This window comes from Bacteroides sp. AF29-11 (genome assembly GCF_003602895.1).
GTDB lineage: Bacteria > Bacteroidota > Bacteroidia > Bacteroidales > Bacteroidaceae > Bacteroides > Bacteroides uniformis.
In genome coordinates this window covers 114,727-129,882 of sequence record NZ_QTLY01000005.1, presented here as the reverse complement: position 1 = coordinate 129,882, position 15,156 = coordinate 114,727, and the positions used below count along the sequence as shown (strand labels likewise).

Below are 15,156 nucleotides of genomic sequence, written 5' to 3'. Positions count from 1 at the left end.
TGTTATCACCCTTTCAATTTTATTGTCTTCTTGTCAGCCTTTTGTCTCATTCATGTGAAGAGAAGTATTTCAAGAACTGTGTACGTTCGAAAGTATTGACTCCCTTCGGGTCGTTTACGTTCAGAATACCTTTGAACTGGCTGATGGTTTCCATACCTTTGCGGTCCATCCACAAGTTGAGGAAGCGGATGTATTCTTCAATGATGGTAGCTGAATTCTGATAAAGCACACTGCATATCTCTACGGCCGAAGCACCTGCTAATATTGCCTTGACAACGCCTTCGGGCGAGTGGATACCACCGGAAGCGGCATAGTCCAGCTTGTTTACGGCTGCCGAAGCGATGCCTATCCAGCGCAGGGCTTTAGACAAATCGGCTTCGTTGCTGAATACGTTGCCGGATACTTGTATCATTTTCTCAATGTTGATGTCCGGCTGGTAGAAGCGGTTGAACAGCACTACTGCGGCGGCGCCGTTGGCGTACAGTTGGTCTATCAGAGCTATCGGATTGGTCAGGTTGTCGCCCAGCTTCATGATGACGGGTATCTTGACCGTCTTCTTGATGTGGCTCAGAATGTCGATGTGGCGTTGCTCGAAGGTTCCATATGTATACTGTACATCCGTCTGCAGTGCAAGGATATTGATTTCCAGTGCGTCTGCACCGGCTTCTTCTATTTTGGCGGCAAATTCCACCCAGTCGGCATTCTGATAGCAGTTGATGCTGGCTATGATGGGGATATTGCAAACCTTTTTGCTTTCCTTAATCAGGTTCAGATATTCACCCAGCTTATGTTCGCGGATATATCCTACAAGGTAGTCACTGCCTTCGGGGTACATGTTCGGGTCTCCCATCCAGTCAGCCTCCATCATGATTTGCTCTTCAAAGAGTGATTTTAGCACAATGGCACCTGCGCCGGCCTCAGATAGTTTTTGGTTCTTGGCGGCGCTGTCCGTCAGTCCGGAGCTGCTGACGATAATGGGGTTTCTGAGTTTCAGCCCTGCAAAAGTAGTTTCTAATGTTGCCATGATAATGATTTTTTATGGTTAATAGTTTCTTTCTCCAAAAATCTTGCTTCCTACACGTATCAAGGTGCTCCCGGCTGCAATGGCCTCGTGGTAATCGTGAGACATTCCCATGGACAGTTCCCGGAATGACTCTGCATCGGCAAACCACTTGGCTTTCACTTCATTGAAGAAGCTACTTAAAGAACAAAACTCTGTTTTGATTTGTTCGTCATTGTCCGTATTTGTGGCCATGCCCATCAATCCGCATATCCGGATATGCTTGAGCTCTCTCCATTCACCAGCTGCCAGCATTTCCCGGCATTCGTCAAAGCTGAATCCAAACTTGGTCTCTTCCCGGGCAATGTGCAGCTGCAGCAGGCAGTTGACGGTTTTTTCGGCTTTGGCAGCCTGCTTGTTCACTTCGGCCAACAGCTTGTAGGAGTCTATGCCATGAATCAGCGCTACGTAAGGAACGATATATTTTATTTTGTTTGTTTGCAGATGCCCGATGAAATGCCATTCTATGTCTTTGGGCAGACTTTCGTATTTGGCGGTCATTTCCTGCACCTTACTTTCTCCGAACACACGCTGGCCGGCACGATACGCTTCTTCTATCGCCTCGTTGGGGTGAAATTTGGAAACAGCCACCAGCCGTACCTTTTCAGGCAGTTCGCTCAGTACTTGTTTTAAATTCTCTGCAATCATCGTTTTTTTGAGTTATGAGTTATGAGTTATAAGTTATGGGTCACAATAATAATTCATAACTTATAACTCATCACTTAAATTAAACTTCCGGTTTGTCGTCGGGCTCTGCACTGTACGGATATACATCCATAATGGCGGTTTCCGCTACAGATGCTATCTGATAGTCGGCCATTGTGCCTTTCATGCCCTCATCCAGTTTCTTCACTGCATCACGCAAGTCGGCAGCCTGCACCAATACCTGGGTAGAGGTTTTCTTTTCCGCACCGCTTTTCTCGTCCAGTGTGATGAAAACCAGTTTACATTTAAACCAGCGGTCGGCAGCTTCCTCTTCGCTGGGGAACAATTCGCTATAGTTGGCACGTTTGATGTCCGATACGGTGAACTCTCCCGAAATGAACGGCGTCATCTCTTCGATGATGCGTGCTTCCGCTTCCGTAAAACTGAGGGCATCCACCAGGTACGGTTCGGTCACCTTCTTGTTCATTCCATTTTCCATTGTTTTCTCGTAACGGATCTTACATTCAAACCATGTATGCATTGCCATAATTTTCTGTTTTTAATTATTGATTTATTGTTAGTTAAGCTGCTTTATGCGTGCCTATGCCCGCCGAAAGCAGTGCAAAGATAGCCAAAAACTAAATGGATATAAAAAGTTGCCTTGCATTTTACGTGAAAATTTTATTGGAGAACCGGTACGGTACGTATGGGCATAAAAAAAGGAGTACCGCTGTACTCCAACCTTTGTTAACCTTAAATCTAATACTATGAAAAACACATTGCAAAGGTACGGACTTTTTCGACATTTGCAAGAGTAACGGGGTATAAAGTGTGTATTTGTAACACTTATTATATATTATGCCTTTGTACTACATCTTTTTTAAAACTTGAGGTGTGTTGCTGAAACATAAATTTGCATCTGCTTTGCTTCCACACTTCCACCCATCTCCTGTATCTCCCTATTCATCGGCATTTACCCTGCGGTGGAAGCAATCTGAAAAGGTGGAAGCAAAATTTGCTTCCACCTGCCAAAAACGCCTGAGTTTTGCCGTAACTTATTATCCTTTACCATAATACCGCGCGTGGGTTACATAAATCGGTCAGTGTAGTTTTCCTGCATTTTCGAGTTTGCCCGACTATGAATAGTGGAGTCTAATGTCTTTTAAGTTGCTGTACAATACGTTTGCACCTTGTGCGCAATAGGCGTGGGCTACGTACTTCATCTGTAAAAGCCTTGGAGTTAGTGACGCCTAACGGCCATGAACAACCCTGCTTATGGTCGTTAAACGATTGCTTCATGGCCATTAGCAGAGCTGTTCATGGCCGTTAGGCGTTATTAATTCCCTATGCAACAGTGGACAAACAAAGGGCGAAAAGTAAAGTAATGTTTGTGTTTTAGATAGAAATCCATGGGCTTTCACTCTCTCCATAGGTTATGGAAGTGGGCTTTTATTTCACTTGCGTTCTGTGCGATAAATTCCCATTTATCAGTAGGTATATTTACGAAACTTCAATAATGCATTTATGAGGGTAAGATGTTGGAATGTAGAATGATATATTGGAAATGATGAGGTGTTTTTTAAACGTTCGTTTAATAAACGTCTATTTTTAAGAAAATAAGTAGAGGTATAAAAGTTAAAAAGGAACAGAACTTTAAGATGTTAAATATTAGATGTATACTACTAGATTTCAATATATTAAGATGAGACAAAAAACACTTAGGAAATATTTTTATTAAACATTTTGTTAGTTCAAAAAATACGGCTTATCTTTGCGTTTATTAAACGAACGTTTATTGGACACTTCTATGAGTCTAATATCTTCTTTAATAGCTTATTATCATTGCAAAAGTGTACAATACGGTTTGGGTGGGAAAATGTCTCGTTCAAACCGCGAAGCGCACCCGGAACTGAGCTAATTCATTCGAAAGAAAATTTCTAAGTGACTGAACAACAGAAATATTGGTTTGCGGCTCGCACCCGTGACAAGCAGGAATTCACAGTCCGGAAATCTTTGGACCGACTTAAATCGGAAGAGCATTTGGAGCTTGACTATTATCTTCCCACGCGTTTTGTCATTTCTCAATTGAAGTATCGTCGTAAGCGTAGCGAAGTTCCAGTAATCCGCAATCTGGTATTTGTTCATTCCACCAAGCAGACAGCCTGCGATATTTCCAACATCTATAATGTCCCCCTTTTTTATATGAAGGACCTTTCCACGCATTCTATGCTGGTGGTGCCGGATAAGCAAATGGAGGACTTTATGTTCGTAATGGATTTGAATCCTGACGGTGTCAGCCTTGATAGCGAAATTCTTACTGTTGGGCATAAAGTAAAAGTTATCAAAGGCGAACTCAGCGGTATTGAAGGTGAGGTTGCCATCGAAGCCAATAAAACATACGTCGTTATCCGTATTAAAGATCTTTTGACGGCAAGTGTCAAAGTCCCCAAATCCTATCTGAAAATAATCGGGTGACTTCTAAATAAGTATAATCTTATATTTATTTTAATCATATATCATAATAATGAATGATTTAACTTCCCGTGCTCTTGAGCTTCAGCATGCAGCTCATGAGCTGATGTATCTTGGTATGGACGGCGAGCCGGTCTATTCCGACGCTTTTTGCCGGTTGAATAAGGAAGTGCTTGTTAAGTCCGATTCTCTTTTTTCTGCTCAAAGTTCCGATGTTGAAGAGGAGGCGAATTTGTGTCTGGCTCTTTTGATGGGGTATAATGCTACCATTTATGATGATGGGGATAAGGAGCAAAAGAAACAAACGATATTGAATCGGATTTGTCATGTTTTGGAACATCTGCCGGTTTCTTTGCTTAAAGTTCGTTTGTTAACTTATTGTTATGGGGAAATTTATGAGGAAGTTTTGCTTCAAGAAGCCTATGCAATTATTGAAGGTTGGAACAAAGATAATTTGACTTCGGGACAAACTGAAATCATCGAAGAATTGAAAAATATCGAAGAGAATCCATACCCGTTTGAGGAAGTAGAATAGGATTTGAGTGTGATAAGGAAATCATAAAAAATAGATAACTTTTATTGATATGAAAGCATGTTTTATGGGGTTGGGTTATATTGGCCTGCCTACTGCGATTATTGCTGCTAAACACGGAATTCAGATTATCGGGGTTGATATTAATCCCAAAGTTGTAGAAATGACTAATCAGGGTAAATTGCATATCATTGAACCTGGTATGCAGGAGCTTCTTCAAGAAGTTGTTACTACCGGTCAGTTGAAGGCTTCTACAACTCCGGAAGTGAGTGATGCCTATTTTATGGTGGTGCCTACTCCTTTTAAGGGAAATCATGAGCCTGATATTTCTTACGTGGAAGCTGCTACCCGTGCCGTAATACCTTTGTTGAAAGAGGGGGATTTGTATGTCATAGAATCTACATCACCAGTAGGTACTACTGATAAAATGTGTGATTTGATATTTGGATTACGTCCGGAATTGAGTGATAAAATTTATATTGCTTATTGTCCGGAGCGTGTTCTTCCTGGGAACGTCATTTATGAGTTAGTTCATAATGATCGAGTTATTGGAGGTCTGAATGAATCCTCTACAGATAAGGCCATTGAGTTTTATAGTAAGTTTGTACAAGGAACGCTCCATCGCACTAATTGTAAAACGGCAGAAATGTGTAAACTGACAGAAAACTCCTCCCGTGATGTACAGATAGCTTTTGCCAATGAACTCTCTCTGATTTGTGACAAAGCAGGAATCAATGTCTGGGAATTGATAAACTTGGCGAACAAACATCCTCGTGTGAATATCCTTCAACCAGGTTGTGGTGTTGGAGGACATTGTATAGCGGTTGATCCTTATTTCATTACGGCAGAATTTCCCATGGAATCTAAAATCATATCTACTGCCCGTGAAATCAATAACTATAAAGCATTCTGGTGTGCAGAGAAAGTACAGAATGCTATGTTGAAGTTTGAATTGGAATATCATCGTAAACCTACCATTGCCATGATGGGACTGGCCTTTAAACCCGATATTGATGATTTGCGTGAGGCTCCTGCCAAATATATTACTACCAAAGTGATGCAAAGCTGTAATAATGCGGATATCTTAGTAGTGGAACCTAATGTGCAGGAACACAATGTGTTTAAACTTACAGACTATAAAGAAGCCTATGAGAAGGCTGATATCGTCGTTTTTCTGGTTGCTCATTCTGTATTTAAATCTTTGCCACATAATGACCGGAAAGTAATTCTTGACTTTTGCGGAATCTATAAGAAATAATTAATCCCCTATAGTATGAAGAAAATTATGCTGGTTTTCGGGACTCGCCCCGAAGCCATAAAGATGGCTCCTTTGGTGAAAGAATTTCAAAAATCTCCAGAGAAGTTCAAGACAATAGTATGCGTTACCGGTCAACATCGCGAAATGCTTGATCAAGTGTTACATATATTTGATATTACTCCTGACTATGATTTGAATATTATGAAACAAGGGCAGGATTTATATGATGTGACAGCCCGTGTTTTGACGGGGATGCGGGATGTCTTGAAAGAGGCACAGCCGGATGTTGTTTTGGTTCATGGTGATACAACCACTTCTACGGCTTCGGCATTGGCTGCTTTTTATCAGCAGATTCCGGTGGGGCATGTAGAGGCGGGACTTCGTACTCATAATATTTATAGTCCTTGGCCAGAGGAGATGAATCGGCTGATAACAGGACGCATTACTACTTATCATTTTTCTCCCACACCGTTAAGCCGACAGAATCTGTTGGATGAAGGGGTAGAGGAATCTTCTATTATTGTGACTGGAAATACGGTAATAGATGCACTCTATATGGTTATAAATAAAATAAAGAGCGATAAAAGGCTTGATGAAGAATTGAAAGGTGTTTTAAGAGCTTCCGGTTATGATATCAACCGTTTGCAGGAGGGAAAGAATTTGGTTTTGATAACAGGTCATCGTCGTGAAAATTTCGGTGACGGATTCATGTCTATGTGTAAGGCTATTCAGGCTCTTACAAAACGATATCCCGATGTTGACTTTGTTTATCCGATGCATTTGAATCCCAATGTTCGCAAACCCATTCATGAAGTATTTGGTGAGGATTTATCCAATTTAGGAAATATGTTTTTTATAGAGCCTTTGGAGTATCTCTCTTTTGTTTATTTGATGGAGAAATCTACTATTGTTCTGACAGACAGTGGTGGTATTCAGGAAGAAGCTCCCGGACTTGGTAAACCAGTACTCGTGATGCGTGATACGACGGAACGCCCGGAGGCTTTGGAAGCTGGTACGGTGAAGTTGGTGGGAACAAATTATGATAAGATTGTAAATGAGGTCTCTGCTTTGCTGGATGATGAGGCGCATTATGAGGAAATGAGTAAGGCGGTAAATCCTTATGGGGATGGGAAGGCTTGTGCCCGTATTGTAAATATGTTTATACTGAAATGATATATGTTGTAGCCTTTATCCTGATTCTCTATAGTTGGATACTCGTTGATTTGAAACATTATAGAAAGCTTTCTTCTGTATGTATATGTGTAATAATCGTATTTTTGATCTTAATTGCCGGATTAAGATATAGAGTTGGAGGTGATTCTTTACATTATATAGATACATATACTTCAATGCCTACATGGAAAAATTGGGAATTTTTTAGTTTTGATGAAGGATATGGTCCATTATGGTATTTATTTTGTGCGATATCTAAAACGTTAGGTGCTGATTTTGTATACCTTCAATTATTACATGCTATAATAGTAAATCTTACTTTTTTGTATGTATTTAAGAAGCGAAGTGTAAATGTAATATCTTGTTTTCTGATATATTTTCTAATATATTATATTTATTATAATATGGAGATATTACGTGAGGCATTAGCTGTTTGTATTTTTTGTTTTAATATTTCTAATCTTATAGAAAAAAGATATTTTAGATACTATTTAGGATGTCTTTTTTCTATAGGTTTTCATTTTTCAGCATTGGTGTTGTTAGTTTTTCCTTTGCTGAATTACTTATTAAAGGCAAAATATGCCAACTGGTTATTAGGAATAGGGGGAGGAATTGTTCTGCTCGTTTTTTTTTATATCCTACCTAATCACTATATGATTTTTATGGATTTTATGCCTATTATAGGATTGAAATTGAAATCTTATTCTACATTGGAAATGAATAATGTATTGGGTATTATGTATTATGCAATTTCTTTTGTGGCATTTTTGGGTTTTTATTTGATTGCAAATAAAAATGGATTTATGAGTAAGCAGGATAATTGTATAATGAAGATGTTACTTCTGTTTTTGTTTTTAGGAGCAATGAATCAAGGATTAATGAGAATCGCAAATTATTTGATTCCATTTGCAATTCCATATGTAGTAAATGTTGGCTATTCTTTGATTACAATGGAAAAATTTGCTTATAATAAAATATTATTTATAGGGTGTTTCGCTTTTTTGATATTTCAAAAAAGTTATTATTATTTGGCTGATACTTCTCATTTAGCAGTTCATACAAGACAATATGAGTTATGGTATCCTTATGAATCAGTCTTTAAGCCTATTAAACATACTCATAGAGAGTTGATTTTCTATAATGCGATGTATAATCAATCTGTAATAAGAACAAGTGGAGAATAATAGTATTAAAAAAAATATTATTTATAGTGCTATCTTGACAACAAGTAATTATGTAATACAGTTAGTTACTTTTCCGTATTTATCTCGTATATTGGGGGTAGAAAATATTGGAATAGTAAATTTTGTAGATGGAGTTGTAAATTATTTCATAATGATTTCAATGTTGGGATTGAATATATTAGGTATTCGTGAAGTGGCTAAAGCCTCTAATGATATTAGTAAAAGGAATAGTATATTCTCCGTTTTGTTTTCTATAAATTTGTGTTTCACTATTATTGTAACTTTAATATATATTAGTTTGATATATTTGGTACCACAATTTTATGAAAAACGTGATTTGTTGTTATTAGGTATATTTAAATTGTTGTTCAACTTGTTTTTAATAGAATGGTTTTACAAAGGAATTGAAAACTTTAAATATATAACTGCACGCACTTTAGTATTGAGGATTATTTATCTTTTTTCGTTGTTTATTTTTGTGAAAAATCGTAATGATATATATGTTTATTATATCATAACAGTTTTGCTCGTTGTTTTTAATGCTGTTGTGAACTGGATTTATTCGCAAAGATTTGTATTATATAGTTGGGCACATGTTAGAACATTTAAATTATATATAAAACCCTATATCTATCTAGGTTTTTATTTGATATTAACCTCTGCTTATACTACATTTAATGTTATATATTTGGGATTCGTTTCTTCTGAAAGGGAGGTTGGTTATTATGTGACAGCACTAAAGATATATATAATAATGTTGGGATTATTTACTTCTTTGACAAATGTGATGATGCCTCGTATGTCAGCTTTGTTGTCTAATGGTAGTGTAATCGAATTTAGAAAGAAAATAAATGCTACATATTGGTTGTTTTTTTCGGTTAGCATACCTCTTGTATTTGCAATCATACCATTGTCTGATGCTATTATAGCTATTATTGCAGGAAATGGATATGAAGGGGCTGTATTACCTATGCAATTGATTGTTCCTTTGATACTGATAGTTGGAATAGCTCAAGTGTTCGTGTCTCAAATTCTTATACCTCTTAAAAGAGATGCTGTTATTTTAAAAATAGCTGTAGTTGGGGCAGTTGTAGGATTATCATTTAATTTGACTTTAGTAAGTAATTTAGCTTCTGTAGGTACGGCAATTACATTATTGTGCTCTGAACTTTCGGTTACTATTTTTCTTTTTTGCTATATGTTCCGGCATAGATTGTTATTTATACCTATTAATAGTATAAAATTGAATGTGTTTTATTCAATTCCATATTGGATTATTGTTGTTCTTCTGAAGGGAATATTGACTGATAATTGGCAAATATTATTATTATCTTTTGTTCTTTGCTGTATGTATTTTTTGTTGTCTCAGTTTTTCTTTATTAAGAATCCATGGATTGTATCTTTTGTTCAAAATTATATTAAGTATAAAAATAGTAAGTGATGACAAATAGAACTCATGTTATTGCATTTTATTTACCACAATTTCATCCGACAAAAGACAATGATAGATGGTGGGGGAAAGGATTTACCGAGTGGACTAATGTAGGAAAAGCTCGTTCGTTATATCCAGGACATTATCAACCTAGAGTGCCAGCTGATTTGGGATATTATGATTTGAGATTGCCTGAAGTTAGAAAAGAACAAGCAGTTCTTGCTCGAAAAGCTGGAATTGAAGCTTTTTGCTATTATCATTATTGGTTTGGAGAAGGAAAGCAAGAGCTTGATTATCCATTTAAGGAGGTTCTAAGGCTTAATGAGCCAGATTTTCCTTTTTGCTTGTGTTGGGCTAATGAATCATGGCATGCAAAATTTTGGAATAAAGATGGAACTTGTCAGAAGAATTTGCTAATAGAACAGCGGTATCTAGGGGTAGAGGATTATATACTTCATTTTAAATCTTTGTTGCCTGCTTTTAAAGATAAACGTTACTTTAAGATAGATGGTAAGCCGGTATTTATGATATATAGGCCTTTTGAGTTTCTTGATGTAGCCAATTTTATATCTGTGTGGAAAGATTTTGCAAAAAAAAATGATATAGGTGATATTTATTTTATTGCCCAAGCAACAATACGCTCAGATATAGATAAAATGCTTTCATTAGGTTTCAATGCTGTTAATTATGTGGGACTATGGGAATGGAAGACTGATAATCTTTTTTTGAATAAACTTAAAAGACGTTTCTGCTCTGATATATTAAAAATTCCATATATCCATAAATATTCGGATATGGTAAGAAAAATGTCTTTGATGAATCGTGAATATGAAGATGTAAAGGTCTTTCCAACAATAATACCTAATTGGGATCATACTCCAAGAAGTGGTACTGGTGGATATATTTTGCATGGTTCAACTCCAGATTTATTTCGAAAGCATGTTAATTCGATTTTATATAATATGAAAAATAAGCCTCAAGAACAGAAATATGTTTTTTTGAAGTCTTGGAATGAATGGGGAGAAGGAAATTATATGGAGCCTGATTTGAAGTATGGTTTAGAATACATAAATGTTTTATCGCAAGAGTTGAAAAATGAAAAGTAAAGTGATATTGACAATGATATATGATATCAAGTTATTTCCACCAGTGATATCTATATGTAATATATTGTCGGAGTTAAATTATGAAATCGTGTATATTGGTGGTTGTTCGGACATGAATACAGAAAAAGTATTGATGGAAAGAAATCATGTACGATTTTACAAAACACCGTTATATGGTGGAAATGGAATGCAACGGATAATTCAACAGTGGAAATATCGTAGATATGTATTAGAAATGCTGAAAAATGAATATGTAAAAGAGACTACATATTTGTGGCTTTTGCATTCTGAAACAGTTAGCTTATTTTCAGCTTATTTGGATAAGTATGATGTGATATCTCATTTATTTGAATTTAAGAACCCCACTCAAAAAATAGCATATAGATTATTGAATCCTTGTTATCCGTTTGAGAAAAATTTGAAAAAATCAAAGAAAGTTATTTGCTGTGAATATAATAGAGCGCATATAACGAAATCTATTTATGATTTGGATAAAGTCCCTTATATTCTGCCTAATAAACCATATAATGGCAATGTTCAAATAGCCCAATCTTTACCATTTTCAATTCAAGAAATAATATCTAAATATAGAAATAAAAAGATAATATTGTATCAAGGGGTATTTATTCCTGAGAGAAGAGTTGATTATTTTGTTAGAGCAGTTAATTCTCTACCTGATGATTATATTTTGTTTTTGATGGGAGGTGAAAATCCTTTTTATAATGAACTTAGAGATAAATGTCAAAGCGAGAGAATTGTTTTTCTTCCTTTCTTACCTCCTCCTTTACATTTGGAAATTACGAAATTGGCGCATATTGGTATATTGGTATATGTTGTGGATGGCGAACCTATAAATAGGGCAATTAATGTTTTATATTGCGCGCCTAATAAATTATATGAATATTCAATGTTTGGTATTCCTATGATTTCAAATAATTTGCCTGCTTTGAATTTTATTTTTTCAAAATTTGAAGCGGGTATTTGTACTGATATTTTGTTAGAGAAAAATGTATGTGAGGCAATCCTTGAAATTGACAGAAATTATGAATCATATTCAAAGGCTTCAGTGCAGTTGTATAATAGTGTTGATATGTTAGACATTGTAAAAGGAATATTGAGGGAGTGAAGTAAATGGTGATTGGAACATTTATTAGAACGTAATTATGAAAATATGTTTCTTTTGTAAAATATCAGATAAGAGCAAATTGTTTCTTGTAGAATTTTATAATCAGGATATTAACATCTTGAAAAAGATAGATTCTAATTTGACAATAGCTACTAAATATCGTGAAATAGATTGGAGTGCAGATGTTATTTTTGTTTGGTGGTGGACATATGCTTTTTTCCCAGTATTTATCTCAAGACTGTTGAGGAAAAAACTTGTAATCACAGGAACTTTTAATTATAAGTGCCCAATGGCTGCTTCGGATTACTATAGAAGACCCTTATTAGAAAAGCTATTGATTAAGTATTCTATTAAATATGCGAATGTCAATATTCTAGTTTCAAAAAATGAATATGAACAAATTTATAAAGATTGGAATCTTAAAAATATGATATATTCTCCACATTGTATAGACATTATAAAATATTCAAGAGGGACATATTGCAACAGAAGGAATGAATTGTTTACTATTTGTTGGACGGGTAAAGAAAATGTAAAACGAAAATGCTTGTATGAAATTATAGATTCAATTGAATTATTGAAAGACAAGTTGGATATACATCTTAATATTGCAGGACATGAGGGGGACGCTTTTAATGAAGTGAAACAATATATATCAGGAAAAGGACTAAATGCTTATATTGATATTTTAGGTTCAATTTCCGAGGATGAAAAATTAACTTATCTGAAAAATTGCCGTTTTTATTTACAGCCATCTCGCTACGAAGGTTTTGGACTAGCTATTGCGGAGGCTATGAGTTGTGGGGCTGTGGTTATAACAACAGATGTTGGAGAAGTTCTAAATGTTGTTGGAGATGTGGGGGTAATAATAAAGGATACATTGCCGCAGACTATTGCTAATGCTATAGAGGAGCATTGGAATGATGATTTGGAGAGTATTAGTATCGCAGCTCATGATAGGATTGAATCATTGTTTTCAATGACAAGAAGAGAAAAAGATATAATGAATGTTGTAACAAAATATAAGGGATAACTATGAAGCAAATAATTCAAGATATGAAATTAGGGAGGACTGTACTTGAAGAAGTTCCGGTTCCTCAGGTAAAATCAGGTTATGTCTTGGTTAAAACATCTTGTTCTTTAGTGTCTTTAGGGACAGAACGTATGCTTGTCGAGTTTGGAAAGGCAAATTTGATAGACAAGGCTCGTCAACAGCCTGATAAAGTAAAGCAAGTACTTGATAAGATAAAGACAGATGGTTTGCAACCTACATTGGAGGCGGTTTTTAATAAACTGGGACAACCGTTGCCTTTAGGGTACTGTAATTCCGGTGTAGTGGTTGCTGTAGGAAATGGAGTTACAGAATTTAAGGTGGGCGATCGTGTGGCATCTAATGGACAACATGCCGAGTATGTTTGTGTACCTAAAAACTTGGTAGCTAAAATACCGGAAAATGTTTCGGATGAAGAAGCTGCTTTTACTGTAATTGGGTCTATAGGTTTGCAGGGTATTCGTTTGCTGAATCCGCAATTGGGAGAAACTGTTGTTGTAATCGGGTTAGGTTTGATTGGATTGATAACAGCGCAATTATTGAAAGCGAATGGGTGTAGAGTCATAGGAATTGATTTTGATGAAGAAAAGGTGGAATTGGCCCGTACTAAAGGAGTGATAGGGGTAAATCCTGCTAAAGGAACAGATTCTGTAAAATATGTGCTTGAAGAAACATATTCACATGGGGCTGATGCTGTATTGATTACTGCTTCTGCTAAAACAGATGAAGTGATTCACCAGGCGGCTGAGATGTCAAGGAAAAGAGGTCGTATTGTGCTTGTAGGTGTAATAGGATTGGATATTCGTAGGGATGATTTTTATAAAAAGGAGTTATCATTCCAAGTTTCTTGTTCCTATGGTCCGGGACGTTATGATGAAGATTACGAAAATAAAGGAATAGATTATCCGTTACCTTTTGTACGCTGGACAGAAAAAAGAAATTTCGAGACTGTTTTGCAGGCAATATCCATGGGGAATATTGATGTGAAATCATTGATTACTGAAGAAGTGGATTTGAAGGATTATGAAAAGATATATGGGGACATGCGTAAACATGGTTCTATCGCTTCTATCTTGAAATATCCCGTTGATGCAAAACGAAATACGATAGTTGAGGTTGCTTCTGCTGACTTTTCAGCAACAAAAGGACAAATAGGCATTATTGGCGCCGGAAACTTTACATCGGCAACGATGTTGCCTGCTTTGACGAAAGCAGGAGCGCATATTCGGTACATTGCGAGTGCGCAAGGTTTGTCTGCTAAAGTTCTGGCTCAAAAGGCTGGTGCCATGAAAGCAACTTCTGATTACAAGGAAATCTTGAAAGATGAGGCTGTGGATTTGGTAATGATTACAACCCGTCATAATCTTCATGCTTCAATGGTGTTGGATGCATTGCAAGCAGAGAAACATGTGTTTGTGGAGAAGCCGTTGTGCTTGAATCAAACGGAATTGAATGAGATTACTGAAACTTATCGGGAAGCACAAAAGAATGGAGTAACATTAACTGTGGGGTATAACCGACGTTTTTCTCCTTTCGCGGTGAAAATGAAACAGCTTTCCGGAAGCGGAGTGAAAAATATTGTGGCAACTATGAATGCCGGATTTATACCGTCTGAAGTATGGGTGCATGATTTGAAAGTGGGAGGAGGACGTATTATTGGTGAGGCTTGCCATTTTATTGATTTATGCTCATTTTTCGCAGACAGTAAGGTTGTTGCCGTATGTATGAATGCAATGGGGGAAAATCCTGAAGAGAATACGGATAATGCGAGTATTTTGCTAAGATATGAGAATGGGGCGAATGCCGTGATAAACTATTTTGCTAATGGTAGCAAGTCTTATTCGAAAGAGAGAATAGAGATCTATACACAAGAAAAGACGCTGGTTCTTGACAATTGGAGAGAACTGAAAGGGTATGGTTGCAAAGGATTCTCTAAAATGAAAAAAGGCATGGATAAAGGACATACTACCCAATTTGTTTTATTGAATGATAGAATACAAAACGGAGGAGAAGCTTTAATTCCATTTGACTCTATTGTAAATACAGCCAAGGCATCGTTTGCTTGTATCGATAGCTTGAAGCAGAACAAGTGGATTGAGATTGAATAATTCTGTGTT

Annotated in this window: 13 protein-coding genes; 10 read left to right on the top strand and 3 right to left on the bottom strand. The window is 36.5% G+C overall.

Annotated features, from left to right (window positions below):
* Positions 1-46: 46 nt before the first annotated feature.
* The 3 genes from DWZ03_RS09910 to DWZ03_RS09900 form a co-directional block, all read right to left on the bottom strand.
* Entirely contained in the window at positions 47-1,024 is a 978-nt protein-coding gene (locus DWZ03_RS09910; protein WP_009038219.1) for a dihydroorotate dehydrogenase-like protein, read from the bottom strand.
* An 18-nt stretch (positions 1,025-1,042) separates the two neighbouring features.
* Positions 1,043-1,708 carry a YggS family pyridoxal phosphate-dependent enzyme gene (locus tag DWZ03_RS09905; RefSeq protein WP_120129853.1) on the bottom strand — a complete coding sequence of 222 codons (666 nt, stop codon included), beginning with the start codon at positions 1,706-1,708 and terminating at the stop codon, positions 1,043-1,045.
* Between the two features lie 79 nt (positions 1,709-1,787).
* Positions 1,788-2,252, bottom strand: a complete 465-nt coding sequence (locus DWZ03_RS09900) for a DUF4494 domain-containing protein (protein ID WP_005831367.1) — start codon at positions 2,250-2,252, stop codon at positions 1,788-1,790.
* Positions 2,253-3,646: 1,394 nt separating this feature from the next.
* Between DWZ03_RS09900 and DWZ03_RS09890 the strand changes: the two genes are divergently transcribed.
* The 10 genes from DWZ03_RS09890 (at position 3,647) to DWZ03_RS09845 (ending at position 15,147) form a co-directional block, all read left to right on the top strand.
* Positions 3,647-4,180 (top strand): UpxY family transcription antiterminator, encoded by a 534-nt coding sequence (locus DWZ03_RS09890; protein WP_035448818.1) that lies wholly within the window; start codon positions 3,647-3,649, stop codon positions 4,178-4,180.
* A 49-nt stretch (positions 4,181-4,229) separates the two neighbouring features.
* Positions 4,230-4,712 carry a UpxZ family transcription anti-terminator antagonist gene (locus tag DWZ03_RS09885; protein ID WP_120129847.1) on the top strand — a complete coding sequence of 161 codons (483 nt, stop codon included), beginning with the start codon at positions 4,230-4,232 and terminating at the stop codon, positions 4,710-4,712.
* A 49-nt stretch (positions 4,713-4,761) separates the two neighbouring features.
* The gene (gene wecC, locus DWZ03_RS09880) at positions 4,762-5,967 is read left to right on the top strand and encodes a UDP-N-acetyl-D-mannosamine dehydrogenase (protein ID WP_120129845.1); all 1,206 of its coding nucleotides are present in this window, start codon (positions 4,762-4,764) and stop codon (positions 5,965-5,967) included.
* 15 nt (positions 5,968-5,982) lie between these two features.
* A complete protein-coding gene (wecB, locus tag DWZ03_RS09875) occupies positions 5,983-7,140 on the top strand; it encodes a non-hydrolyzing UDP-N-acetylglucosamine 2-epimerase (RefSeq protein WP_120129842.1) in 1,158 nt (385 codons plus the stop codon).
* A complete protein-coding gene (locus DWZ03_RS09870; RefSeq protein WP_120129840.1) occupies positions 7,137-8,324 on the top strand; it encodes an EpsG family protein in 1,188 nt (395 codons plus the stop codon). The genes wecB and DWZ03_RS09870 overlap by 4 nt, the downstream gene beginning before the upstream one ends.
* A complete protein-coding gene (locus DWZ03_RS09865; protein ID WP_120129837.1) occupies positions 8,314-9,765 on the top strand; it encodes an oligosaccharide flippase family protein in 1,452 nt (483 codons plus the stop codon). Before DWZ03_RS09870 ends, DWZ03_RS09865 begins: the two co-directional genes overlap by 11 nt.
* The gene (locus DWZ03_RS09860) at positions 9,765-10,862 is read left to right on the top strand and encodes a glycoside hydrolase family 99-like domain-containing protein (RefSeq protein ID WP_120129834.1); all 1,098 of its coding nucleotides are present in this window, start codon (positions 9,765-9,767) and stop codon (positions 10,860-10,862) included. The genes DWZ03_RS09865 and DWZ03_RS09860 overlap by 1 nt, the downstream gene beginning before the upstream one ends.
* A 133-nt stretch (positions 10,863-10,995) precedes the next feature.
* Positions 10,996-11,988, top strand: a complete 993-nt coding sequence (locus DWZ03_RS09855) for a glycosyltransferase (RefSeq protein WP_165859859.1) — start codon at positions 10,996-10,998, stop codon at positions 11,986-11,988.
* 118 nt (positions 11,989-12,106) lie between these two features.
* Positions 12,107-13,021 (top strand): glycosyltransferase family 4 protein, encoded by a 915-nt coding sequence (locus tag DWZ03_RS09850; RefSeq protein ID WP_229122525.1) that lies wholly within the window; start codon positions 12,107-12,109, stop codon positions 13,019-13,021.
* A 2-nt stretch (positions 13,022-13,023) separates the two neighbouring features.
* The gene (locus DWZ03_RS09845; protein ID WP_120129826.1) at positions 13,024-15,147 is read left to right on the top strand and encodes a bi-domain-containing oxidoreductase; all 2,124 of its coding nucleotides are present in this window, start codon (positions 13,024-13,026) and stop codon (positions 15,145-15,147) included.
* The last annotated feature ends 9 nt before the right edge of the window (positions 15,148-15,156 follow it).